Consider the following 25,744-nt stretch of genomic DNA (forward strand, 5'->3'; position numbering starts at 1 on the left):
AAATCCTTTGCGTCTTTGCGGCGTTCCGGGAGAATTACGCCATGAGCGCTGTTGTCGCCGATAATTTACCCGATACCCAAGGCCATTTTGGTCCTTATGGCGGTCGGTACGTACCCGAGACGTTGATGCACCCGTTGCAGGAGCTGGAAGCCGAATACTTCCGCGCCCAACACGATCCGGAGTTTCAGCGTGAGCTTTCCTATTATCTCACGGATTTTATCGGTCGGCCTTCGCCGCTGTATTTCGCCGAGCGGCTCACCCGCGAACTGCGCGGCGCAAAAATTTATCTGAAGCGCGAGGACCTCAATCACACCGGCGCGCACAAAATCAACAACGCGATGGGGCAGATTCTGCTGGCCCGGCGCATGGGCAAAACCCGGATCATTGCAGAAACCGGCGCGGGCCAACACGGCGTCGCCACCGCCACGGTGGCCGCCATGTTCGGTTTGCAATGCGTCATTTACATGGGCGCGGTGGATTGCGAACGGCAGCGGCTCAACGTGTATCGCATGCAGATGCTCGGCGCGGAAGTGGTGCCCGTCCACGCCGGCCAGAAGACCTTGAAGGAAGCGGTGAATGAAGCCATGCGCGATTGGGTGACCAACATTCGCCACACGCATTACATCCTTGGCACGGCTTACGGCGCGCATCCGTATCCGGTCATGGTGCGCAATTTTCAACGCGTCATCGGCGATGAAGCCCGCGCGCAAATCCTCGAAAAGGAAAAGCGGTTGCCCGATCTGCTCATCGCCTGCGTGGGCGGCGGCTCGAATGCCATCGGCCTGTTTTATCCGTTCCTCGAAGATGCCGGCGTTAAAATGATCGGAGTGGAAGCGGGGGGGCGGGGCATCAAACCGGAACAACACGCGGCGCGGTTTCACGGTGGCTCGCTCGGGGTCCTGCAAGGCACGCGCAGTTACATTTTGCAGGATGACCACGGCCAGATTCAACTGACTCACAGTGTCAGTGCGGGTTTGGATTACGCTGCGGTCGGACCGGAACACGCCTGGCTGCACGATCAAAACCGCGTGACTTACAGCTACGCCACGGATGATCAGGCGCTCGAAGCGTTTATGAAACTGGCCCGCCTCGAAGGCATCATCCCGGCGCTGGAAAGCGCGCACGCCGTGGCCGAATGTCTCGTGCAAGCGCCGCAACTGGCGGCGGACAAAATCATCATCGTCAACCTCTCCGGTCGCGGCGATAAAGACGTGACGCAGGTGGCGGATAAACTCGGTTTGCAATTGCCGAAATGATCCGCAGAGTGCGGCGGCGTTTCACCGGAGTCGGATCAGGCGTTGCGCGTTTCCGCAGAGCAATTTGCGCTCGATCTTTTGCGTCGGTGCATACTTCCGGATCGTCGCAATGGTTTGCGCGCCCTGACATTCCTCGCCGTAACCGACGTGGTCATTGCAATCACTGCCGTATAGCAGCTTGTCCTGGTGTCGCTGAAAAAATCCAGGCGTGAAATCCGGGTCGCGAGTCAGGGCGTTCAATCCGGAGCCGGCCGAAAGATCGCCATACATGTTGGGATAATCCGCCAGATACTTTTCCGTGAGGCCGCCGGGTGTGATCGGCCCTTTGGGATACAGCACTGATTGATCGTGATGATTTTGGTCCACGTTGGCCCACCAGGTTTGCGCGTGGCCGATGAAGTTCACGCGGGGATATTTTTCCAGCATTTTGTAGAAGCGTTCGAAGCCGTAGTTATACATTTTGAACTGCCAGTGCATGAGGACGGGCACGTCGTAATGCTGCGCGAGTTGGTAAATCCGTTGCATTTCAGGAGAATCACATTCCACGCCAAATTTGGATTCGGCAATCATCACGCCGCCACGCCGCAGATACTTCTCAATCTCCGCCGTCGCCTCCGGAAGGTCCGGCACTTCGTTGGCCGCAAACCAGTACGCGCCGGGATGCGCCTGCGCGATTTGCTGACAGGCGGCATTGCCCGCGCAACCGGCCTGCAAGCCGTTGGATTTGCCCTCGTGCGTGGCGGGCGAATTCACCGGGCGACCGGCGGGCAGCAGAATGGTTTTGCTCACGCCCAGGTTGAGTTGATGCTGGAGCAGCACGTCATCCGGGCGTCCCGAGTAACTGACGTGTTGATGGATATCAATGATCAGGTCGGCAGCCCCGCCCGCCGTGGTGGCGCAGCCCGCGAGCGCGACGCCCGTCAACGCCAGAGCGGACGTGGCCAGAAAATCGCGTCGGGAAAAGTTTTCTTTCATGCCTTAAAGAAGCGGAAGGCACGCCATCAGCGCAATCCTCTTTTGCGGTAACGCGCGAATTTTTGACTGGCGGCGGTGGCTTCGGCGCGGGGCGGAACGGAAGTTCGCTGGTTTTACAGTTGAGCTACGAACGGCGGGAATAGTAGTTTCGCCGCCATGCGATTCACCGCCGTGTTAGTTGCCGCAATGATTGGTCAGTTGACTTTGAGCGTTACCGCGGCGCCGCCCGAACTGAAACCCGAAGATTTGCCGCGCGTCCCTCCCCTCGCTCCGGAAGCCGCGGGCAAAACCTTTCAGGTGAAACCGGGATTTCAATTGCAACTGGTCGCCGCCGAACCGCTGGTCATGGATCCCATCGAAATTTGTTTCGACGAAAACGGCCGCCTGTTCGTTGTGGAAATGCGCGATTACTCGGAGATGCGCGACGTCGTCCCGCATCTGGGTCGCGTTCGCCTGCTCGAAGATACCAACGGCGACGGTCTTTACGATCAGGCCACCGTGTTTGCGGACGATCTGCCGTGGCCCACCGCCGCTTTTTGGTATGACGGCGGTTTGTTCGTGGCGGCCACTCCGAACCTCTATTATCTGAAGGACACCGACGGCGATGGACGGGCGGACGTTCGACAAATCGTCTTCACCGGTTACGGGGCGGAAACAAAAAAATTAAACGTGCAGGCGTTGGTCAACTGTTTGCGTTGGGGCCTGGACAATCGAATTCATGGCCAGACCAGCAGCAACGGCGGATTGGTGAAACGCGCCGGCGCCGAAGATGCGGCCGGCCTCGAATTGCGCGGGCGCGATTTCAATTTTGATCCCCGCACCTTGACCATTGCGCCCGAAAACGGCGGCGGCCAATACGGCATGGGCTTTGACGATTTTGGCCGCAAGTTCGCGTGCAGCAATTCGCGCCACATCATGACGTTCATGTATGACGCCAAATACGCGGATCGCAATCCGTTCTACCACCTGCCGGGCGCGTTGGTGGATATTCCGGTGGACGGACCGGCGGCGGAAGTTTATCGGCGCAGTCCCGAAGAGGCGTGGCGCGTCATCCGGACGCAATGGCGGGTGACCGGGGTGACTCCGGGCTTGATTGAAGGTGGCGGGCGCAGCTCCGGTTATTTCACTTCGGCGACGGGGATTTCCATTTATCGCGGCGACGCGTGGCCGGCGGATTTTCGCGGGGACGCCTTCATCGCCGACGTGGGCAGCAATTTGATCCACCGCAAAAAAGTGCGCCCCGACGGCGTCGGTCTGCTGGCCGAGCGCCCCGCCGATGAGTCGGCCGTCGAGTTCATCACTTCCACCGACCTGTGGTTTCGCCCGGTCGAAATCGTCAATGCGCCGGACGGCTGCCTTTATGTTTGCGACATGGCCCGCGAGGTCATTGAACACCCCTGGTCCATTCCCGAGCCGATCAAAAAACTGCTCGATTTGAATTCCGGCAATGATCGGGGTCGCATCTATCGCATCGCGCCGGAAACCTTCGTGCCGCGCGCCCTGCCGCAACTGGGCAAGGCCACCACGGCGCAACTCGTCGCCACGCTGAATCATTCCAACGCCTGGCATCGCGAAACCGCCGCGCGCCTGCTTTACGAACGTCAGGATCAATCAGCCGTCCCCAGGTTGCGCGAGTTGCAACACGCGACCTTCCCGCTGGCCCGGTTGCACGCTTTATACGCATTGGATGGATTGAACGGACTGCGGGAAAGCGAAGTGCTTGTGGCGTTGAATGACGCCGAGGCCGGAGTGCGTGAGCATGGATTGAAACTGGCGGAAAAATTTTTCGCCAATGGCGTTCCGTCGCCGGCGTTGGCTGCGCGCATCACGGAACTGGCTCGCGATCCCGACATCAACGTCCGCTACCAACTCGCGTTCACGCTGGGTGAAATCAAGGGCGATAGCAAGGTCGCGCCGCTGGCGGAGCTTGCGCAACGCGACCTCGGCAGCCGTTGGACGCGCACGGCCATTCTGTCTTCGCTCGCGTCGGGAGCGGGCAAAATGTTCACCGCGCTTTCCGCCGATACCGGCTTTCGCCAGACCGCCGCCGGATCGGAATTTCTGCGGGAAATCGTCGGCATTGTGGGCGCTCAGGCGCAACCCCAGGAAGTGGATGAAGTGCTGACCTTCCTCCAGCAACTCAATCAGCCGCCATTGCGATTTGCGATGGCCCAGGCGTTGGGTGAGGGGATGGCGCGCGCTAAAGTTCCATTCCGCCAGGCCGGCCCCGCCGCCGCCAATCTGCTTTCGCTTGCCGTTAATGCCGCCACCAACCATGCGGTCGCGGAAGCCGCCCGCGTCCCGGCCATTCAACTGCTGGTCCATCTCGACTACGCCCAAGCCCGCCCGTTGCTGACCCGGTTGCTCGAGGCGCAACAATCTCCCGCCATTCAATTGGCTGCCGTGACCACGCTCGGTGAATTTGCCGATCCCGGCGTTGGTTCGGACTTGTTGGCCCAACTGAATTCCTTTCCCGCGCGCGTCCGGGCTGAAGCCATCACGGCTCTGCTCGCCCGCAGCGACCGCGCCGCCGCGCTGTTAAAGGCAATTGACGCGAAAACCGTTCCCGCTTCCGTCCTCAACAGCACGCAAGTGAAACAGTTGCGGGAACATCGCGACGCCGGAGTTCGCGCGACGGCCCAACGGGTGTTGAGCGCAACCTTGGAATCGAGTCGTCAACAAGCGATTGAAACTTTCGCTGCGGCGCTTTCGCTCAAGGGCGATGCGACCCACGGCCACAAGATCTACGAACAGCTTTGCAGCTCGTGTCATCGCGCCAGTGGCGAGGGATATTGGCTCGGACCGGATCTGGTCACCGTCAAAACCACCGGTAAGGAAAAACTGTTGAACAACATTCTTGATCCCAACGCCGAGGTGCGCCCCGAATACGCCGCATACTCGGTCGAAACACGCGATGACGAGAGTTACCTGGGATTGGTGGCGAATCAAACCGCCAGCAGCCTCACCCTGCATCTGCCGTACGGAAAGGAAATCGTGCTGCCGCGCACTGACATTGTGAAAATGCAGAGCCAGGGCCAATCCATCATGCCTGAAGGCTTGGAGGCGGGTTTAACGCCACAGGATTTGGCGGACCTGCTGGAATTTATTGTCAACGTAACCCAATGACGCGCCCCAGCCTGCGGGTCTGGATGGAACGCGTCCTTCAGGAAGCATCAAAACTGTGTGTCGTCATCGAGGGCGCGGACGACCACCACCGAGACGTCAAAAAATCAGCCCGAACTCAGAAGTTCAGAAAGCCGAATCGAAAGCCGCTTTTGAGTTTATGAGTTTCGGCTTCATTGAGCGTGATTCAAGTAATCCCGTGGCCGCCGGTGTGAAGAGGCGGAAGCTCGCGCCCTGTAGCGGCGGTCTATGACCGTCGCAGATTTTAGCGTCGGAGGCGCGATAGAAGGTAGCCCACAGCGCCAGCTGTGGGTTCCGGTCGCATGAATCGTAAGCCCCGGCAGGGCGACAGAAAACCGTCGGCGCACGTCTGAATCAGTCGCCCTTGTCGGGGCTTGCTCCAAGACCGTCATTTCCTTGCTGTTCATTCCTTTGCCTCCTTCCGTTGAGCTTTTTGCTTGAATCGCAGCGCTTCGGAGCGTAGGAAAGCAGACATGCCAATTCATTTACCGCCATTTTCGCGCCGCGATTTTCTGAAACGTTCGTTGCTCGCTGGAGTCGGTCTGGCGCTGGCCCCGACGTGGGCCACAGCGGAACTGACCTCAGACGCCGAATCGTGGGCGCTGCTTTCCGATCCACATATCGCCGCGGACGCCACCAAGGTGGCGCGGGAAATCAACATGACCGAGCATTTAATTGCCGTGGGCAAGGAGGTGTTGGGACTGCCCGAGCGCCCGGCTGGTTTGCTGGTTTGCGGCGACCTGGCGTACAACCAGGGCACGCCCGGCGATTATCGGCAGTTCACATCCCTCATCAATCCGTTGCGCGCCGCCGGATTGCCCGTGCATCTCACGCTCGGTAATCATGATGAGCGGGGAAATTTCTGGACGGCGTTGGCAACGGACGATCCGGCCAAACGTCCCGTGGCGGATAAACAGGTCACGTTGCTGGAAACCAAAAAGCTGAATTGGTTCATTCTGGATTCTTTGGAAGTAACGCGGCAAACGCCCGGCCGGTTGGGCGAATCGCAACTGGATTGGTTGCGGAAGACCTTGGATGCGAATCCACAGAAGCCCGCCGTGGTTTTTGTGCATCACAATCCAGGCTCGGGCGTGAACACCGGCGCGATGAAAGATACGGCGGCCCTGCTTGAAGTCATCCGGCCGCGGCGTCAGGTGAAGGCGTGGATTTTTGGGCACACGCACGTTTGGAAACTGGCCGAAGATTCCAGCGGCATTCATCTGGTGAATCTGCCGGCGGTGGGCTACGTGTTTCGTCCGGACGCCCCTTCCGGTTGGGTTCACGCTTTGGTGCGCGACGAGGGGATGTCGGTGGAGCTGCGCAGTTTGGATGGCAAACATGCGGATCACGGTCGGAAGATCAATCTGGCCTGGCGCGCGGCTTAAACCGGTGGCAACGATCCGGGCGTGACTCAAGAAATAAAACTCGCTTCACCTGACCATTGCTGCTTTTCTGGCCGTGCAGGAGATGCAGGTCCGGTTGCAAAAATTGTTACGAAATTGGGGGGGTTCAGCCTTGAAGCAAAGGTGGTCATTCCCCATCACTGTTCTCGAACACCAACACTGATATTATGAATACAAACCAGCAAAAAAAATCTTCCACTCTCTCCCGGCGCGATTTCGTCCGCACCACTACGTTGGCGGCCGGCGCGGTGACGCTGGCCGGACCGTACATCCGCACGCTGCGCGCGGGTGAGCCGGGACCCAATTCCAAGGTGCGCGCGGGATTGATCGGCTGCGGCGGCATGGGCAGCGGCGACCTTGAATGTTTCTTCCTCAATCCGGAAGTGGATTGCGCGGTCATTGCCGACATTGATGACAGTCATCTGGCCAATGGCGCGAAACTGTGTGAAAAGCACTCGCGTCCCAAGCCGGATTTGGTGCGCGACTTTCGGCGCGTGCTGGATCGCAAGGACGTGGACATTGTGATCATTGCCACGCCGGACCACTGGCACGCGTTGCCCACCGTCATGGCGTGCCAGGCGGGCAAGGACGTTTACGTGGAAAAACCGCTGGCCACGACCGTGGATGAGGGACGCGCCATGTTGACGGCGGCGCAGAAGCATAATCGGATCGTGCAGATGGGGTCGCAGTGGAAGAGTTGCACGCACATCATCGAGGCGGCGGAGTTCGTGAAATCCGGTAAGCTGGGTTCCGTCAGCATGGTGCGGGCGTGGGCGTGGCTGGACTGGCAGCCGCAATTGGAAGCGCTGCCCGACGGCGAGCCACCGGCGGGGGTGGATTACGATTTCTGGTTGGGGCCGGCCCCGAAGCGCCCGTTCAACCCCAACCGATTTCATTACAACTTCCGCTGGTTCTGGGATTACGCGGGCGGGTTGATGACGGATTGGGGGGTGCATCTGATCAACATGGCGTTGATGGGCATGCCGCCCGTGCCTCCGAAAACGATCTGCTCCAGCGGCGGCACGTACGTGCAACGGGATTCGCGGGAAACGCCGGATTCACAAATCGCCCTCTATGAATTTCCGGATTTCATGTTGGAGTGGGAACACAAGAGCGGCGTCGGTGTAGGCTTGAACAACCGCTCGTGGGGCGTTTCCTGGAGCGGCACGGAGGGGACCATCCTGCTCAACGACGCCGGTTGGGAATTGGTCATTGAAAAGCGCAAGGCCAACCTCGAACCGCAGAAGCACAAGAGCAGCGGTGATCCGCGCCCGGCGCACGTGCGCAATTTCCTCGATTGCGTGGTGTCGCGGAAGCCGCCGGTGCTGAATCTGGAATTGGCGCACCACGTTTCGACGGTGGCGCACCTGGGCAATATCGCTTTCCGCAGCGGCAGCAAGTTGGTGTGGGACGCGGAACGGGAACGCATCACCAACGATTCGCGCGCGGACAAATTGCTGGGCGTCAAATATCGCAAACCGTGGAAGCTGCCCTACGCCAAACGCGCCTGAGTATTTTATACTACCCATTGCCAAACGCGCCGCTTGTTGCGGCGCGTTTGCTTTTCATTCGGCGCGGACAGTGCGTTCCGGCCGCCCGGAGCAAATAAAAAAGGCCGGACGCGCAGGCCCGGCCTTTGGTGGGTGAATTCGGGTCACGGTTTCATTTCGGAGACAGCCGACTCAGACGAAAAACAATTTTTTCAGCTTGCTCAGGAGCCCGCAATGGATAAGTATCGGCCAAGTTTCAATACACCAGACCCCAGTAAGTCCATGTAAACTCCAAAAGGTAGAAAATGAAAAACCAAAACAGCCAATTCATTCAAAGGTCCTGCCAGATTTTGTTGATGCTGGCAGGAGTCACCACGGGACTAAGTCAATTCTCGCCACCCCCGGCGACGGTTCCCGACGGTGAGCAGCCGCCGGGAGTCTGGCCGCGAATTGTTTCTGCCGCCAATTTGGACGTAACGGTTACGCCCGGGAGTGTGCTGGGCGGGAGCGGCTCGGATAATCTCAAGGTGCAGATTCCCAGTTCCGGCCCCTATGTATGGACCGAGTCGCGTCATAACGAAGGCGACATTGCCATGCTGCTCAGCGCGCACGATCCCACGGTGCAACCGCCGAACAATTTTGAGGACAACTACGCGATTGGCACTGGTCCGACCACGCATGCCTGGCGCGTGAACAAGTTCCTGGGGTTGGCCCTGGCCACGCCCCGGGTGAATGGGCGGGACAACGGTGACACGCGCGACGATCAGCCGGTGGGCACGATCTACGGCGTGGCCTATTTCAACGCGGATTTTGGCCAGGGATGGTCATATCGCATGACCGACGGAGCTTACTCCAACGGTGGGGATGGGGCGCAGGATTTGCAGATGACGCTGCTGGGCATGGGCAACGCGGTTGGCTCGTCGGATGGAGAGGCCAACTTCGATTGTGCGCTGGCCTTCTTCCCTTATGCCCAAGGTTGGATCGGCGCTCATGTCCTCGGGTCTATCGGCAGCATCGGTCCGGATGGCATGGCCAGTTTTGATGCCAATGCGTACAGTCCGGTGTTACACCCTTCCAGTGTCATGTGGCAGTTAAACGAGAATTTTTTCGACTACGATGGGCACGCGCGAATCGTGCTACCCAACGGTGATCCGTCTCAGGGTCTGCTTTTTGGCAGTGCGACTAGTGCGGCCAATAGCGGGGCGCTCTTTGGCGCTTATCCCAACGATAGCGGCTGGGACGTAGCGATTCGGGATGCAAACGACCTGGATGCCACCGGCCAGACGTTGGCTGCGCAGGGAAACATGTCTTTCATGTTCCTTTATGTGCCCACCAATTCAGTGAATTTTATTGGCGGTCAAATCGAGGGGGCAACCGGCACACGAATCCTTAGTGGCGGCGATTACACGTTCGCTCGTACCGGTCCAGGTAACTATGAACTGACGATTCCGGGCAAGACCGGTAGTGATGGTGTATTGCTGCTGACCGTGGCGGGGGCGATGGCGGATTCCGTCATCCCCAATCTGCCCGATCGCACCACGCTCTCCTACGTTTACAGCGGCGGCAAGTTCATCATCCAATCGCGTGAGGCGATTGCTGGCGACAACCGCTTTGGCCTGGCCTATCCACAGCGAGACACCGATTTTGTGTTTGCCTGGGTGGATTTTGGCGACCCACTGCATCCGGTCGGTGCTCCCAATCAATCCGATCAATTAACCATCGAACGGACGGGCGCAAATATCGCGCTTAGCTGGCCGCTCACCATATTCAATGAGACACTCGAGAGTGCCTCCTCACTGAGCGCCGCCAACTGGGCTCCAGTGACCATCAGTCCCACCGTAAGTGGCGAGCAGAAGCGCGTGGTGCTTCCCGCCACGGATGCGGCGCAGTTCTACCGTCTCAAACGACCGTAGTTGACTGCATTGAGAAGATCCACGGCCGGGAGGTTTAGGCGCATTGTTGGCCACCTCCCGGCCTGTCTTTTGAATGAGCGGGACTACACCACGACGAGTGGCATCTTGTTCTTTGGATATGCAGCTTTGGTGCAAACCATTCAAAAATCGGTGCGAACCCAATCCGATGGCGCTTCCGTTGTCAGTTTCTGCGGGTGATGGTTTTGCTCATGCCTCGGTTCACCAATCGGGTTCAGCGAGGCCCCAAGCGGCGCCAGAAAAAGAATGGTTTTCGACTCACGGATTTGTCTAAATGCGCCCATGCGATTTTTAGCATGGGGTTTGATGCTCGGGTTCATCCTTGCCGGATTGAGCGGTTGTAAAAAACCGGCCCCGACCTCCAAGCCCGAGATTGATCCGCTCTACGGACATTTGACCCATGCGCAGTCACGGTTGCCCACCATCAAACTTTGGTTGGGCGCGGAAGAACTCACCGCCGAATTGGCCCGCACCGAATTGCAAATTCGCACGGGAATGATGTTTCGCACCAACCTCGTCGAAACCGAAGGCATGTTGTTTGTCTTTCCGCCGGAGGCGATCGGGCCAAAGGATTTCTACATGCGCAACTGCGTCGTGCCGCTTTCGGCGGCTTACATTACCCCGGATGGAACGATCGCCGAAATCATCGAGCTGGAACCGGGCAACGAGGTCGGCGTGCGCTCCAAAACATCCAACCTGCAATACGTCTTGGAGGTTTCCCGTGGTTGGTTCGAGCGGCACAACATCCGGACCGGCGCGGTGATTCGCACTGAGCGCGGGTCGCTGCACGACACGTTCTTTGCCCGCTGATCACGCTCAACCTTCGTCCAGCACCGCGGCAAAGCGCAAGCCGCGCGTGCTGACCCGCAGTTCACGAAATCGGAAATGCTCCAGAATGGCCTGGTAAATGACCGCCCCGGTTAAAATGACGTCCGCCCGCGACCGCGGCAGACCGATTAGTTCCTGCCTTCGGGCCAGCGACAAGCGCCAGAGCTGTTCCGTTTGTTGGGTCAACCAGTTCGAACTGATACGCGCGGCTTCAATTACCTCGCGGTCAAATGTGGTGAGTCGCGCGGCCATTCGCGCCAGAATGGTTGCGGCGCCGCCGGTGCCGACGAGTTGAACTTGAGCGGAGGTCTCCGAAATTTCATGCTGCCAAACCGGCATTAAAATGGGCGACACCTGATCGGCGAGCAGACCGCGCACGTTCTGAGTGACGGCGTGTAATTCCGCGGCGGTCGGTGGGTCGCTGATGGTGAAAGTTTCCATTAACCGCACTGAGCCTAGCGGGAAGCTTTGACTGAAAATTCTGCGCTCTCCTCGGCCGAGAATGAATTCGGTGCTGCCGCCGCCCACATCGAGCAGCAGCAATGGCCCCGCTGGCAGAGTGGCATCGGTGAGGACGCCCCGGAACACCCACTCGGCCTCCTGGTCGCCGGAGATGATTTCCAAGGTGATCCCGCTTTGTTGTTCAATGGCTTGGACGAGTGCGGCGGCGTTCACCGCTTCACGGGCAACGCTGGTGGAAAAAACGCGGATGGTTTCGCAGGCGAAGCGTTTGGCTTGCTCGACGTAATCCGCAACGGCTTCAGCGGTGTTGACGATTGCCGTCGGTTGCAGCTTGCGCGTTTCGTAAAATCCCTGTCCGAGCCGGGTTTGATGGCTGGCCTCGTCGAGCGCCCGTACCTCGTTGCCGTGAATTTCAGCAATGAGCAATTTCACCGAATTGGTACCGACATCAATGGCGGCCCGACGAAGCCCAGACATGCGTGGCGAATTAGAACAGGCAACGCCACCTTGACCAAGCGAAATTAGCTGTCTCAAATCGCCAACGAACCAGTTCGGTCGGCTGGCGCCATGGTTGTTCTGATAGCTGCGCCGAGGTGGAGCGAAGGTGAGTTGACCGCGAAAGACGCGGATTGCGCAATCACGTTGCGCTCTATTTGCTGAGGTCGTTCCGGTTTGGCGACTCACTTCAATAACCCGTTCAAAACTTTCTGCCATTCGTTACCATAGACCAACTCGAACACGATCTTTCGCTCGGGAAATTCCAGACCCAACTCCGTCCAGCTTTTTGCTTCCGCCAGTTTGTTGCAGAGTTTGAACATCTGCTTCTTATAGTCCGTGTCCTCGTTTTTCAGGTGGATACCCTTTGATTCAACCACGAATACTTTGTCGAAATCTGTTTTGTCACCCTCCTTTTCAAATTCCAACATTTCGACATCAGGATTTCGCGAATAAACCAGAATGTATTCGTGAGTCTTAGCGATTTCCTTGTAGGTCTGACCGCGTTTGTTTGATTGAACCACGATGACGGAAACAAAGTTTTCCTCGCCTAATACTTCATCTAGCAGCATCCGAAGCCGATGCTGCTCATTGTCGTCTATACTGATGAAGATTATTCCGTCGTCGTTGAGCAATTCGCACAGTAATTTCAATCGAGGCATCAGCAGGCACAGCCATTTGTCGTGGCGGGTGAGGTCTTCGCGATCCACGGTTTTGCCGAGCCATTCCTGCATCATCGGCGAGTTGACGTTGTCGTTGTAAGCCCAGCCGTCGTTGCCAGTGTTGTAGGGCGGGTCAATGTAGATGCACTTCACCCGGCCCGCGTAAGTGGGCAGCAGCGCCTTCAACGCCTTCAAGTTGTCGCCGTGAATGATGAGATTGTCGTCCAGTCGGACTTTATCCGTGAGGCTTTTGTCCCTCTTCGGCACCAGTTCGTGATACTTGACCGTGAGATGGTAATTTTGGACGAGCGCTTTCCCTTTGAAATCGAGTGTGGCCATTGATTGCCGTGGTTGCTTACGCAACAAAGGCGACGGGAAATCTGAAAACAGAAGAGGCGCGAACTCGTCGTACCCTGCTCCGAGGCACCGCGAAGCGCCTGTCAAACGAGGTAACGCCAAGCCGCGCCCATTTGGGCGCGCTCGGCCGGTTCGTTTGACGGGCTTGGAAAATTCGCGGTTTTCGGAGCAGCCCGTAGCCGAAGCTACGCAAAGTTGTTAGTTAAATTATCTGGTCATTTTGTTATTTGACGGACGCGGTCAGAGTAGTGAAATGAACGACGGAAGCAAAGCCGGGATTTGATTCGTCACCGCCTCGCGAATCGCGTTCTTCAGGTTGTCGCCCCTTCAGGGCTGGAACTATTTATGACGATGAACCCAGGGCGTGGCCCTGGGCTATCATCTGTCGGGCTTTCAGCCCTTCCGCCTGATCGGTGCGGTTCGCGGATTGTTCGGAAATTTACGCAGTCTTTTGACGGTTGACGCGGAATTTGTGCGAACGACTGCCGATGGTGACAAACCTCAGATCCGTGGCGCATTACCGCAGCAGGCTGGATCGCGAAACGTGTGGATCACACGAAATGAGAATGAGAATTGAAGCACCGTCGCGGCCGTAGGCGGTCGAGGCGAAGATAGACGGATTGGGGTCTTTTAATTTGAGTCAATTCGTCCGCGCGTGTTGACGGGGTGGAATTTTCACTCGCTCCAGGTGACCAGCCGGTTAGGATGTCAGGATGCAATCGGCTTACGTACAATTGCTGGACAGCACGATTCGCTACCTGGAACACCGGCGAAATCAAGGGCAGCGACAAATCACCGTGTCGGCGGAAACGGTGCGGGCGCTGTTCGCTCCAGTCCAAAAAATTTCGCCACCGCCGGCAGCGTCCTTTTCACGGGTCGCCCCGAAAATTCCACCGGCATTGCGTCGGGCGCCGCTGCCGCAGCCGCCGCTGCCCGCCGCCGCCGTGATTCCAACCGCACCGGCGTCTTCGCGAAGCCAATCGGTCCCGATTTCTTCCGTCAACCCGGACAAAGTTGCCGCTTACGCTGAATTGCAAAAGCGAGTGCTGGCCTGTGTGAAGTGTCCGCATTTGGTTGCCACCCGCAAATCAGTGGTCTTTGGAACGGGCAACATTGATGCGCAACTGATGTTTGTCGGCGAAGCGCCGGGCGCGGATGAAGATGCGCAGGGCGAACCGTTCGTCGGCAAGGCGGGGCAATTACTCACCAAGATCATTGAGACGATGGGCTTGAAACGCAGTGACGTGTACATCGCCAACGTGCTGAAATGCCGTCCCGACACGCCGCAGCAGAAAACCGGAAACCGTCAGCCTACCGACGAGGAAATGGCCACCTGCCTGCCGTATTTGCATGAGCAGATTGATCTCATCCAGCCCAAGGTGCTGGTGGCGTTGGGTGCGGTTGCCATCAAAGGTTTGCTGGGACGTCCGGTTTCCATCACCAAGTCGCGCGGTCATTGGATGGAATATCGCGGTCTTCCCCTCATGCCCACGTTTCATCCCGCATATTTGCTCCGCACCAACTCGATGCAGGACAAGCGCGCGGTCTGGGAGGACATGCTGCAAGTGATGGAGAAATTGAATCGCCCGATCAGCCCGCGGCAACGCGGTTACTTTTCGTTGAAATGACCCGCGCGATGGCGGGCGTCAGGGCAGCAATTGCGCGATGGGGATTTCGGCGTGATAAACTTCGCCGGACCACGCTCCCTGACCGCCGCCGGCCGAAATCTTGCGCAGTAACCGCAGCATCTTGTCATTGCTGCTCAACACTTCAGCGGTAAAAAACTTCACGTCATCCTGGGCGGCGAGCCGGGCCAGCAGACGCAGCATAAAAATGCCGAGGCCGGCCCGCTGAAAATCATCATGCACGGTAAGGGCAATTTCCGCCCGACCAGTCGCCGCCAATTTCACATACCGCGCGCCGCAGATCAGGCGCGGGGCCGTCGTTGTTTCCACCAAACCCACAATGCAGGTTTCGCGCTGCGGATCGAAGCTGAGCATGCGCCGCAGCATTTCCGGCGACACCTGACGGACCGGGCTGAAGAAGCGGTGTAGCAGGGTTTCCGGCGAGGCGGAATTGATGGCGGTGGTAATCAGTGCTTCATCGCTCGACTGGATGCGACGGAAACGCACCAGACGCTGATCCGGCAGGCGATGTGCGCCAAGCCATTCCTGCGTGGAGACGTTTCCGATCGTTTCAGACACGCCCACAGTATTTCCCGGGCCAGCGTCGTCGCCAATGGAAAACGGACGGGTCGCGGGAAAAGAGACGCATCAGACGCCCTCGAAAACGCGCACCAACCGATTGTCCACATACACGGTGTTGCGGGTGCCAAACAATTGCCGTCGCAATTTTTCGATGCGGATTTCGGAACGTTCCATCTGCCCCACGACGAATTGGAATACCTCGCGCTCGGGTTCGTTGAGCAGCCGGGCATTTTTAAGCACCGTTTTTTTGTTCACCTTGATGGATAACATTCCCATGAGCTGGTTGTGGTTGAATTCGATCTGATGTTTTTCGATTTCACCGACTTCGACTTTGAACTTCATATACGCCTCCGAATGTTCGTTGCGCCCTTCCTCTTGCAACGTCTGTGCCAGGCGGTTTTATGAGCCTAAGCGCGTGGAGTTGTCCCGGTTCTACCCAAGGTTGCCTTGCGCGGAGTCTCAAGGAAGTTCGCGAAGCGGAAGCGCCAAGGATTTTTCCGGGGATCTCCCGGAACGCAATCCGTTGACGCCCATGCAGGCGCGGTTGCGGATGAAGCGGAGTTACCCGTTGGTGATCAGCTTGGAAATGGCCGTCACATTCAGCAAAGCCTTCGGAACAATGCCACTCACTTCCACGAACTCGGGCAATTTCGAGCCGTCCGCGCTGCGTTCGGAACAGTGATCGCCGTCGCCCCAGGGGCCGAGTCCATCCAGCGTGGGGACGAGATCCCAAATTTGGTTGCCGTCACTTAATCCGCCACGTTGATGACCACTGACGGGAAGGTTTAACTCGCGTCCGGCTTGCATCCAAATCTCGCCTAACCGGTCCGTGTCAGCATTGCGCGGCCACGGACGCGCTTCGGTGAGGATTTCCACTTTGATCTGACTGCGGAAACCATCCGCGGGACTGGTGACTTCGCCCGGCCCGGCCAGCGCGAGCAGTTGGTTGATGCCGTGTTGATAGGTCGCCGCATCGAAGGCGCGCAATTCGCCCTCGACCACCGCTTCATGCGGCACGCGATTCAACACCGTGCCGCCGGTTACAGTGGCCACGTTGACGGTCAGTTCACGCGAATAATCCGTGATGGCGGCGAGGCGCGGCAGCAGTTGGCCGAGCTGCACAATGGCGTTGCAACCGTGCGGATGTTTGCCGCCGGCGTGCGCGCCGCGTCCGGTGATTGTTACCCGCCACGTCGCGCGACCTTTGCGTGCCAGCACCACCAACCGGTCCTGGCCCAATCGTCCCTCCGCCTCAAAAACCAATGCGGCCAGAGTATTTTTATCCAATCGCTCCCGGCACACCGTCCCAAAGTCCGGCGAGAACATTTCCTCGGCTGAATTGAGCAACAGTTTCCAGGTAACCCGCTCGAAAAGTTCCGGCGCCTGCGCCTGGAGCGCCTTCAACACCAGCCACATCATCATGGTGCCGCCCTTGATGTCGTTGGTGCCCGGACCAAAAATGCGGTCTCCTTCCACCGACCAATGAAAATTATTGCGCGTTTCTTCCTCCGGCGGAAACACCGTATCCAGATGCGACACCATCAGGATGCTTTGCTTTCCGTTGCCGGGACGCGCCAACACCAGATGTTGTCCATACTGCGGATTGGTGGGATTGACATATTCAGCCGTGAACCCCAAGGGGGCGAAACATTCCGCCGTGAACCGCGCCAAGCGATTTATGCCTTCACGATTCAGAGTGAAGCTGTTGATGGCCACCATTCGCCGCAGCAATTCAAGCGCGTCGGGCAGTTGGGTTTCCAAGTAGGTTTGAAGCGAAGTCGGATTCAACACGGGAAGAGAATCGGAAGATTTTCGATTGCGGTCAATCTCTGGAGGACGGCCGGTGGCTCATATCAGGAGGTTCAATGGCGCGTTGCGGTGGGGTGGAGGAGATGGTGGCGAACAGAAAAACGGGACCCAGCTTTCACTGGATCCCGTCTGAAAAATCCCAACGGCGTAATGATTAACGCCCGCCGCGATCACCACGATCACCGCGATCGCCCCGTCCGCCGAAGTCCCGGCGCGGTCCTCGTCCGCCGCCGCCGCCCGCCGGGCGTTCTTCGCGTGGACGCGCAATATTGACGGTCAATGCCCGACCATCAATTTCCTTTCCGTGCAATCCTTCGATTGCCTTTTCGGCTTCTTCCTGACTGGCCATCGTGACGAACGCGAACCCGCGAGGGCGACCCGTCATGCGGTCCATCATGATGTTGGCCTCCACGACGCTGCCGAAGGCGGCAAAGGCGTCTTGAAGGTCGTTTTCAGTGGTTTTGAAGGAAAGATTTCCTACAAACAACTTTGTGCTCATGTGATGTTTAACTGTCCGAGACCAACTCTGCTTACTCCACACTGTTCCCGACCGCCGGGTTTCAAATCATCACTGAACCAAGTTCACTTGAAGATTCACCATGTCGTGGCAGCGACAAGCTATCTATCAGACGGGCTGACTTTGGCAAAACAACGGCTAACTTCAAGCGCAAATTTACACGAAAAATCCAAGCCATTTACCGCTGGCATTGTGGACAATAAAAGGTGCTGCGCCCCGCCTGAACCAGACGTTTGATCGGAGTTTGGCAGCGGCCACAAGGTTGCCCCGCCCGATCATAAACCCGCAGCCGCTCGCTATAATAGGCGGGCGTTTCCGTCCGTAAACCGTAGTAAAACAAACGGTCGCCGCGCTGCGCGCCGACTCCGTAATGCAACGGCACCGTGCTGCCGAACCGAATGGCCTCATTCAATACGGCACGGATCGCGCGCCAGAGCGCCCGAATTTGCGGCGGTTTTAGTTGGCCGGCGGCGCGACGTGGATTGATGCGCGCCCGGTACAGCGCTTCGCTCGCGTAGATGTTGCCGATGCCGGCCACGAGGTCTTGATCCAGCAGTCGCACTTTGATGGCGCGCTTGCGCCCGGCCAAGGCGGCCGCGAAAATTGTTGGCGTAAAATTGCGGCTCAACGGTTCGGGGCCGAGTCGCGGAAGGATGTCCGAGTTCAAACTAAACCGACCGAAGTAGCGTGGGTCTTCATAGATGAAATGTTCGCGTCCCAGATCCAGCACGACGGCGGCGTGCTTCGGCAATGGTTCATTTTTCCGCGTGAGAAACATTCGTCCGGTCATCCCCAAGTGGCCGACCAGTTGGATGGGCGGTTTGCCGCGACCGTTCTGTAATTGGAACAACAGATATTTGCCGCGACGGCTCACGTCCCGAAAGGTTGCTCCGGTCAAAATGCGTCGCAAGCGGGCCGGGGTATCCGGACGAATGACTTTGGCTCGATGGACGTTTACCGCACGAATTTTTTTGTCACGCAACAGCGGGCGCAGATGGCGCACCAGCACTTCGACCTCGGGTAACTCAGGCATGACGATGAGGAAATCGAAACGTCATCGCAAACTGGCGAGCCGCTCCAAGCATGTCGCGGCATCTATTCCCTCGCAGATCGCGTCATCCATCGCATCCATAATGGCATCGTCCGAGGCCACAACGCGCTGATCTTTACGGACGGCAAAGACCAACGCCGGCTCCTCGCCAATACTGAAAGCGCCTTCGAGCCATGCTTCCATTGCGGCAAGCGCAGACAAGCCACGCAAGTATTCAAGCTGTGCTTTGTTTTGGGATTCAAACATAAGATTTGGAAAGAGGTCGCCTACCCTGTCACCACCGTGCCGACGGATTCGCCCAGCACGACGCGCCGGAGGTTGTGCGGTTTGAAGAAATCAAAGACGATGATCGGCATCTTGTTGTCCAGGCAAAGCGAGAAGGCCGTCGCGTCCATCACCTTGAGCTGCTTTTGCAAACATTCCAGGTAAGTGATTTGCGGGTAGCGCCTGGCATTTGGATTTTTCTTTGGATCGCTGTCGTAGATGCCGTCCACCTTGGTGGCTTTCAAAATCACCTCGGCGCCGATTTCCGTCGCGCGTAACGCGGCGGCGGTGTCGGTCGAGAAATAGGGATTGCCCGTGCCGCCGCCAAAAATAACCACCCGGCCTTTTTCCAAATGACGCACCGCGCGGCGGCGGATGAAGGTTTCCGCCACTTGCGGCATGGCGATGGCCGTTTGCACCCGCGTGGCCACCCCGATTTTTTCGAGCGCATCCTGCAAAGCGAGCGAGTTGATGATGGTGGCCAACATGCCCATGTAATCGCCGGTGGCGCGCTCGATGCCCTTTTCGCTCCCCGCCAAACCGCGGAAGATGTTCCCCCCGCCGAGCACCACAACGACTTCCACGCCCAGGTCGCGCACCTCGCGCACCTGTTCCGCCATGCTCTGAATTTCGCGCGCGTTGATGCCAAATCCCGCCTCGCCACCCAGCGCTTCACCGCTGAGTTTAAGGAGGATGCGACGATATCTGGGCTGGGCGCTGGTTTTCATAATGCGATGCGGCGGCGACGTTTTTGTCGCCCGGCGTTCTACCAGCCCGCGCGCTCAAGGTCAAACCAAAGGGCATTGCCGAAGTGGTCTCGCCGAGTCCTGCCCGTCCGTAAGTCCGCAATTGCCGCCGGGCGCATGAAGTTAATTTTGTGGGTTGGTTTTGTTTCGCCGTTTCATAAAATGGCGGCATGAGTTCAGTCGCTGCTGTACGACCCAAACTGACCGAAGCCTTGACCGCGTGGAAAAAATTGCTCGCGGAGCGCGGGTTTGCCACCGAGCTGCTTTGGATTTTTGAGGAAAACCTCTGCTTCGAACGCAAACCCGACGTGCCGGGTGGAATCCACATCGGCTTCCAAACCCGGTTCGCACCCGTGCCCGAGGAATCCCTGGAAATTGCCTACGAACATTTTTGCGAATCCGAGGCGCGGATTGTTTTCTATCGCCTCGGCGAAAATCAGGGGCGCTCCGTCTGCATTTTGCTGGGCGATCCGTGGTTCGGCGACAAGCAGGAGGCGGACGGTTACCCGCGGCGCGACGACTGGGGGATTTCATTTTTCCCCGGACAAAAAATCGAGATCGAGCAGGTCAACGACATGCGGCGCTGGATCCGGCGCTTGCGACGCGAACGGCCGTTGCACGACGTGGACTTTTGCATGACGCTGGCGGCGCTGGATGAAATCCAGGTGCATGGCCGAATTCTGACCGCTGGTGAACGCTATTCCGAAGAGATGTTGGGCAAGCTCCGGCGAATTTTTTCCTATTCGCATTAAGTCGTGCCGCCGCGGATCTGGCGGAAGCCGCGCCGCCGCGCCATTGGCTGACGCAACCCGACCATGGAGACGCAACTGCGAGACAAGGTGGTGCTCATTACCGGCGCTTCCGGTGGGATAGGGAGGGCGCTGGCGCGGGGCTTCGCGCGTGAAGGCGCCAAGCTGATTTTGCATTGCCACAAAAATCTGGCCGCCGCGCGCCGACTGCAAAAAGAATCAAGCTCAATTGAATCCTTGGTGGTCAGTGCGGATTTGACCAGGGAAGTGGCAGTCCGAAAACTTTTCACCGCCGCGCTGAAACGGTTTGGTCGGTTGGACACGCTCATTGCGAACGCCGGTCAATGGGAGCAGCGCGAGGTGCCTTTGTGCGAAATGTCGCTCGCGCAATGGCGTAAAACTCAAGACGGCGTGCTCACTGCGACGTTTCTTTGTGCGCGGGAATTTTTCCGCATCGTGGCCCGGCAAAAAACCGGCAACGCCGTGTTGATCGGTTCCACGGCGGCGGTTTTTGGCGAGGCGGGTCACGCGGATTACGCCGCCGCCAAAGCTGCGCTCACCTACGGTCTTACGCGCACGCTGAAGAACGAAATCGCCCGCCTGGCGCGGCCCACGAAACATTATTGTGGCGGCCGCATCAATTGCGTTTGTCCGGGCTGGACGGTGGTGTCGCGCAACGCCGCCAAACTGGGGGACGCTGCCGTCGTCCGCAAGGTTGCCGCCACCCTGGCGTTGCCTAAAATTGCGCGCCCCGAGGACATCGCCAACGCCGTGGTGTTTCTTTCCTCAGACCAACTTGCGGGTCACATCACTGGACAAACCCTCGTCATTGCAGGCGGCATGGAAGGGCGCACCCTTTGGTCGGCGAGCGAGATTGACCCAGCCCACGTCTGAGTCGCGGAGAGCTTCGGCCGCGGCATTGATTTTGATTTCATCTCCTCGTCCTTTTCGCCATCGCTTTGTTTTCCGCCAACGGCGAGCAATTGACGCGACGGTTGCAGGTGGAAATTGTCGCGGCGCAAATTGCGCGAGGCGTAGCCCGTCGGCCATCTCGTGCAAGGCCCGCTTATCGAACTACGCCCGCGGCTCCAATGCGACGGTCGGCCACTGGAAGCTGCGGTTGACTGGCGCGGCATCCGCCGCTTGAAGCGTTTCCGTCATACTGGCTTCCTTGGTTTCCTCGGTGGTTTTACCCTTCAAATACGTGCCGTAGCCGATGATGATGGTGGAAAGAATCAGCGTGGCGATGCCGGCGGCGATGAGCGCGTGCGCCTTGCTGCTGGCGCCGTTCCATTCGCGCAGAATCCAACCCCACATTGTGCTGAAAATGATGATGCTGGCCATGTGCAACGTCCACGAAGCGAATCCGTATTTGCCCATCTGCGTTTCGCCCATCGTGTAGAAAAAGAATTGAAAATACCACAGCGTGCCGGCCAACGCGGAAAAGAAGTAATTGTTCAACCGGGGAATTTTCGAACGGCTCGCGTCGTCGCCGCCATCCGTCACGCCGCTTAGATTGGCGTGCTCCTCCCGCAAGTGCGCCGCGAGGTATTGGTAGCCGGAACGATTTTTCAGATTCAAAAACGCGCACCAGACAAAGTTCGTGGTGAAGCCGCCCAGCAGCACGACCACCAGTTTGGGCAGGCCGCTCCAGATCACCGTGGTCCCGGCGGCGACGGAAGCTTCGCCGATCGGGGTGCCGGCGGTCAGCGCGAACGCAAAGCAGGCGCTCATGATGCCGGAGAAGGTGGCAACGAGAATTCCCTTGGTGAAATTGAACTCGGCGATGGTTTTTTTCTTCTCGGCTTCCGGCATCTCGCGTTCCTTCGTCAACCCGGCATACGCCGCCACGGCGATACCCACGAGACAGACGCCCACGCCGGCCAAAGTGATTTTACCGGGGGTTGTGGCCGCGATTTCAGTGATGGTTTCCGCCACCGGAATTGTAGGCGTGAACAGCTTGAAGATGGGCGGCAGCAACGTGCCGAACGCCGCCGTGTAGCCGAGCGCCACCCCCATGCCGAGTGACATGCCGAGGTAGCGCATCGTCAGCCCGAAGGTCAATCCGCCCAGACCCCACATGGCACCGAAGAAATACGTCCACCAAAGCGTGCTACCGGTCTGTTGTTGAAGCACGCCGAGCAGGTCGTTGGTCATCAACAGCGCCAGCAGCCACGGACAGATGATCCAGGAGAAAAATCCTCCCACCAGCCAGTAGGTTTCCCAAGACCATTTTCTTACCGCCTTGTAGGGAACGTAAAAACTCCCGGAGGCGAGACCACCGAGCCAGTGAAAAAAGACGCCGAGGAACGGATTCATGAATTAGTGCGTTGATTAATATCCGCAAAGATATGGGGCGAATTCTAGGACTCAGTGGCAGCGTGGCAAGTCTCGTTTGTTGAATCCCCGCCGATAGTTATCGAGGATCAAATCATTTCGCGCGCGGAATCGGAGACTTCACCCGGGGACATATTGTTTGTCTCGGTCAACCTCCAGTGCTTAACTACGCCTTGATAATGACCGTTTCCATCGCACCAAACTGGTTTGCTTGCGCCCGGCGGCAAACATTTCAACTGCTCCTGAGCTTCGTGGTTGCGACCGGGATGTGGCTCGTGCCGTCACGAAGTCAGGCCGCCACGCTGGTTCTCGATGGCTTTGACTATCCCACCACTCCGGCGGCGCAGGCGGCGTGGAGTGGCAGCAGCGGTCCAGCCGTGAACATGTTGGATCAGGGCGCATGGGGTGTGGAGCGGGTGATGGTGGCCAATTGTGATTTCGCCACGCGCGAAAGCCGCTGCTATTGGGACCGGAGCGTCGCGCTGAATCTTTCGACCTATGTGGCCTTTGAATTGGAGGTGTACGCGCCTGATCCCGGCGCCGTTTCCGCGTTCACGTTGTACTTTCGTTCAGGTGGCGGTTGGTATGGCGCTTCGGCGTCATTGACCAAAACCGGCTGGCAAACTTTGCGCTTTGGTCGCGACAATTTCATCGTGGAAGGCACGCCCGTCGGTTGGGAGCAGATTGATCAAATCCGGCTCTCTCCCTGGAAAGCCGGCGCTGAAAACACTTTCCTGGCGTTTCGCGAATTGCGCGCGGTGACCCCGGCGGTGTTGTTGGTGCGTGACCCGACCAGTTCCAATCCCGAGGTGGTGCAGCAAACCATTGACCGGCATCTGGCCTGGCTGGGCGAATACGACATTGATTGCGGCGTGATTACCCGGGCGGAGGTCGAGGCCGGATTGTTGCAGCAAAGCCAATTGGTCATCCTGCCTTACAACGAAACGGTTTCTGAGGCCGAGATGGTAAACTACGAAACATTCGCGGCGGCAGGCGGAAAGTTGATGGTGTATTACCTGTTACCCAGCCGGCTGGCGAGTTTGTTGCGCGTCAGTGTGACGGGGTGGACGCAAGGCGATTTTGCCACCTGGCATTTTGTTGATCCCAACATTCCGAATCTGCCTCCGCGCGTTCAGCAAGCGTCCTGGAACATCACCGGCGCCGCGCCCAACGGACCGCAGGCGCGGATTACTGCCATGTGGGAAAACAGTCAGGGGCAAAGCACCGGAAAGGCCGCGTGGTTGGCGAGCGACCGCGGCTTTTTCATGTCGCACATTTTGTTGGGCGATGATGCTGATGAAAAATCGTACGCGTTGTTGTGTCTGGTGGGATCGCTGTTGCCCGATGTCTGGTCCGCAGCGGCTGCCGGGGCGATTAATCAAATCGGCCAAATTGGACCGTACCAGAGCTATGACGAGGCTCTATCGGACCTTCACCACCAGGCCGCGCCCACGCTGCGCGCGCCGTTCGTGGAAGATGAACTGCAGGCGGCCACCACGAACCGCAGTCTGGCGCTCGCCGAGCAGGCGGTGGGGCATTATGCGCAGGCGATCGCGGCGGCTCACGCCGCACGGACGCATTTGCGGCGGGCGTATGTTTTGAGTCTGCGGCCCGCTTATCCCGAAGTCCGCGCGTTCTGGGAACATCACGCCACCGGCCCGTATCCGGGCAATTGGCCGGCGGCAATCGAGGCACTGGCGACCAACCAATTCAACGCCATCATTCCCAACATGCTTTGGGGCGGGCTGGCGCATTACGACAGCGCCTATCTGCCGCACTCGGCCGAGTTCGATCAATACGGTGATCAGATCACGGCGTGCGTCAACGCGGCGCACGCGCGCGGCTTGCAGGTGCATGTCTGGAAGGTTTGTTGGAATCTGCTGGGCGCGCCGACGGCGTTCATCAACTCGATGCGCGCGGCGCAACGCACCCAGGTATCCAGCTCCGGAGAGCCGTCGGATTGGCTCTGCCCCTCGCATCCCGACAACTTCGCGCTGGAAACCAATTCACTGCTCGAGGTGGTGCGCAATTATGACGTGGACGGCATTCACTTCGATTACATCCGGTATCCGGATGGAGACCATTGTTACTGCAACGGCTGCCGCACGCGTTTTCAGGCGCAAACCGGACTTACCGTCGCCAACTGGCCGACGGACGTGCTGACGTCCGGGACGTTGCGCACGGCTTTTCTCGATTGGCGTCGCGCGCAGATCACGCATCTGGTCGAAGTGGTTTATCAGCAGGTCAAAGCCTTGAAGCCGCAGGTGCAAGTTTCGGCGGCAGTTTGGCCCGATGCGCCCAGCGCTTACGACGGGGTGGGACAGGATTGGCGGCTCTGGGTCACGAACGGCATTTTGGATTTTGTTTGCCCCATGGATTATCTCACCACGGAAGCCGCGTTTGCGAATACGGTGTCGCGCCAGCTTGATTGGGTTGGCGGGCGAATGCCGGTCTATCCCGGCATTGGCGCGTGGCAGATTCCGTTGGACACCGCACTGGCGCAATTGCAAGCCACCCGCGCCGCGCATACGGACGGATTTGTCATCTTTGAACTGAGTCCGGAGAGCGCGGCGAATCTATTGCCGGCCCTGGGCGCCGGGGCCACCGCTCCCGACGAGCCGGATGAGGATCAGGATGAACTACCAGATAGTTGGGAGTTGAAATGGTTTGGTAATCGCACGACCGCGGGGCGGTTCACCGATTTCAATGGCGACGGCCGCAGTGATTATGCGGAATACGTGGCCGGCACCTCGCCCACGAACGCGCTCGATGTTTTGGAATTGAGCGGCGCTTGGGAAAATCAGCAGCTCACGCTTTCCTTCGTCTCCCGGGGCGTGGACGAGGTCGGCTATCAAAATGCCGCGCGTTACTACAGTTTGGAAACCACGCCGACGCTTCAGTTCGCAGCGGCTTGGACGCCGGTGACCGGGTTCGATGCGCTGCCGGCAGCTCCCGGCGTTCACATCGTGAACTATATCGTGCCAAATCAAGCGGCGGCGGCGTACTACCGGTTGCGCGTTTGGTTGCAGCAAAAACCATGAGGCGTTCACCTCGCGGCGAG

General features: G+C 58.4%; 20 protein-coding genes and 1 pseudogene. 10 read left to right on the top strand and 11 right to left on the bottom strand.

The window, feature by feature from the left end:
• The first annotated feature begins 41 nt into the window (after positions 1-41).
• The gene (gene trpB / locus M9920_10945) at positions 42-1,256 is read left to right on the top strand and encodes a tryptophan synthase subunit beta (protein MCO5052809.1); all 1,215 of its coding nucleotides are present in this window, start codon (positions 42-44) and stop codon (positions 1,254-1,256) included.
• A gap of 21 nt (positions 1,257-1,277) precedes the next feature.
• On the opposite strand, the gene M9920_10950 is transcribed toward trpB, so the two are convergent.
• Entirely contained in the window at positions 1,278-2,231 is a 954-nt protein-coding gene (locus tag M9920_10950) for an amidohydrolase family protein (protein ID MCO5052810.1), read from the bottom strand.
• Between the two features lie 156 nt (positions 2,232-2,387).
• Here M9920_10950 and M9920_10955 point away from each other — a divergent pair, with 156 nt between their 5' ends.
• The 5 genes from M9920_10955 to M9920_10975 all read left to right on the top strand — a co-directional run bounded on the left by M9920_10955 (position 2,388) and on the right by M9920_10975 (position 11,009).
• Positions 2,388-5,357, top strand: coding sequence for a HEAT repeat domain-containing protein (locus tag M9920_10955; protein ID MCO5052811.1), 2,970 nt, complete (start codon positions 2,388-2,390; stop codon positions 5,355-5,357).
• A 491-nt stretch (positions 5,358-5,848) separates the two neighbouring features.
• A complete protein-coding gene (locus tag M9920_10960) occupies positions 5,849-6,760 on the top strand; it encodes a metallophosphoesterase (protein MCO5052812.1) in 912 nt (303 codons plus the stop codon).
• Between the two features lie 185 nt (positions 6,761-6,945).
• Positions 6,946-8,289 carry a Gfo/Idh/MocA family oxidoreductase gene (locus M9920_10965; GenBank protein MCO5052813.1) on the top strand — a complete coding sequence of 448 codons (1,344 nt, stop codon included), beginning with the start codon at positions 6,946-6,948 and terminating at the stop codon, positions 8,287-8,289.
• Positions 8,290-8,573: 284 nt separating this feature from the next.
• Positions 8,574-10,181 carry a hypothetical protein gene (locus tag M9920_10970; GenBank protein MCO5052814.1) on the top strand — a complete coding sequence of 536 codons (1,608 nt, stop codon included), beginning with the start codon at positions 8,574-8,576 and terminating at the stop codon, positions 10,179-10,181.
• A 300-nt stretch (positions 10,182-10,481) separates the two neighbouring features.
• Positions 10,482-11,009, top strand: a complete 528-nt coding sequence (locus tag M9920_10975; protein ID MCO5052815.1) for a DUF192 domain-containing protein — start codon at positions 10,482-10,484, stop codon at positions 11,007-11,009.
• A 6-nt stretch (positions 11,010-11,015) separates the two neighbouring features.
• Here M9920_10975 and M9920_10980 read toward each other — a convergent pair whose 3' ends face one another.
• Together M9920_10980 and M9920_10985 are read right to left on the bottom strand one after the other, a co-directional pair.
• Positions 11,016-11,966 (bottom strand): hypothetical protein, encoded by a 951-nt coding sequence (locus tag M9920_10980; protein MCO5052816.1) that lies wholly within the window; start codon positions 11,964-11,966, stop codon positions 11,016-11,018.
• A 467-nt stretch (positions 11,967-12,433) separates the two neighbouring features.
• Positions 12,434-12,985 (bottom strand): annotated as a pseudogene (locus M9920_10985) (site-specific DNA-methyltransferase).
• Between the two features lie 731 nt (positions 12,986-13,716).
• Here M9920_10985 and M9920_10990 point away from each other — a divergent pair.
• A complete protein-coding gene (locus M9920_10990; protein ID MCO5052817.1) occupies positions 13,717-14,631 on the top strand; it encodes a uracil-DNA glycosylase in 915 nt (304 codons plus the stop codon).
• A gap of 18 nt (positions 14,632-14,649) precedes the next feature.
• On the opposite strand, the gene M9920_10995 is transcribed toward M9920_10990, so the two are convergent.
• The 7 genes from M9920_10995 to pyrH all read right to left on the bottom strand — a co-directional run bounded on the left by M9920_10995 (position 14,650) and on the right by pyrH (position 19,579).
• Positions 14,650-15,207: a GNAT family N-acetyltransferase gene (locus M9920_10995; GenBank protein MCO5052818.1), complete on the bottom strand. Its 558-nt coding sequence runs from the start codon at positions 15,205-15,207 to the stop codon at positions 14,650-14,652.
• A 69-nt stretch (positions 15,208-15,276) separates the two neighbouring features.
• Positions 15,277-15,552 carry a hypothetical protein gene (locus M9920_11000; GenBank protein ID MCO5052819.1) on the bottom strand — a complete coding sequence of 92 codons (276 nt, stop codon included), beginning with the start codon at positions 15,550-15,552 and terminating at the stop codon, positions 15,277-15,279.
• A 219-nt stretch (positions 15,553-15,771) separates the two neighbouring features.
• Positions 15,772-17,001 (bottom strand): M20/M25/M40 family metallo-hydrolase, encoded by a 1,230-nt coding sequence (locus tag M9920_11005; protein ID MCO5052820.1) that lies wholly within the window; start codon positions 16,999-17,001, stop codon positions 15,772-15,774.
• A gap of 172 nt (positions 17,002-17,173) precedes the next feature.
• Positions 17,174-17,518 carry an RNA-binding protein gene (locus M9920_11010; protein ID MCO5052821.1) on the bottom strand — a complete coding sequence of 115 codons (345 nt, stop codon included), beginning with the start codon at positions 17,516-17,518 and terminating at the stop codon, positions 17,174-17,176.
• 196 nt (positions 17,519-17,714) lie between these two features.
• Positions 17,715-18,569 (bottom strand): bifunctional DNA-formamidopyrimidine glycosylase/DNA-(apurinic or apyrimidinic site) lyase, encoded by an 855-nt coding sequence (gene mutM / locus M9920_11015; protein MCO5052822.1) that lies wholly within the window; start codon positions 18,567-18,569, stop codon positions 17,715-17,717.
• 21 nt (positions 18,570-18,590) lie between these two features.
• Entirely contained in the window at positions 18,591-18,833 is a 243-nt protein-coding gene (locus M9920_11020; GenBank protein ID MCO5052823.1) for a hypothetical protein, read from the bottom strand.
• Between the two features lie 20 nt (positions 18,834-18,853).
• Positions 18,854-19,579, bottom strand: coding sequence for a UMP kinase (pyrH, locus tag M9920_11025; protein MCO5052824.1), 726 nt, complete (start codon positions 19,577-19,579; stop codon positions 18,854-18,856).
• 188 nt (positions 19,580-19,767) lie between these two features.
• Between pyrH and M9920_11030 the strand changes: the two genes are divergently transcribed.
• Together M9920_11030 and M9920_11035 are read left to right on the top strand one after the other, a co-directional pair.
• Positions 19,768-20,349, top strand: coding sequence for a hypothetical protein (locus M9920_11030; protein MCO5052825.1), 582 nt, complete (start codon positions 19,768-19,770; stop codon positions 20,347-20,349).
• Between the two features lie 63 nt (positions 20,350-20,412).
• A complete protein-coding gene (locus M9920_11035) occupies positions 20,413-21,240 on the top strand; it encodes an SDR family oxidoreductase (protein MCO5052826.1) in 828 nt (275 codons plus the stop codon).
• 180 nt (positions 21,241-21,420) lie between these two features.
• Here M9920_11035 and rhaT read toward each other — a convergent pair whose 3' ends face one another.
• Positions 21,421-22,665 carry an L-rhamnose/proton symporter RhaT gene (gene rhaT / locus M9920_11040; protein MCO5052827.1) on the bottom strand — a complete coding sequence of 415 codons (1,245 nt, stop codon included), beginning with the start codon at positions 22,663-22,665 and terminating at the stop codon, positions 21,421-21,423.
• 197 nt (positions 22,666-22,862) lie between these two features.
• Here rhaT and M9920_11045 point away from each other — a divergent pair, with 197 nt between their 5' ends.
• Positions 22,863-25,724, top strand: coding sequence for a family 10 glycosylhydrolase (locus M9920_11045; GenBank protein ID MCO5052828.1), 2,862 nt, complete (start codon positions 22,863-22,865; stop codon positions 25,722-25,724).
• Positions 25,725-25,744: the final 20 nt, after the last annotated feature.

Source organism: Verrucomicrobiia bacterium (assembly GCA_023953615.1).
Taxonomy (GTDB): Bacteria; Verrucomicrobiota; Verrucomicrobiia; order Limisphaerales; family JADLHS01; genus JADLHS01.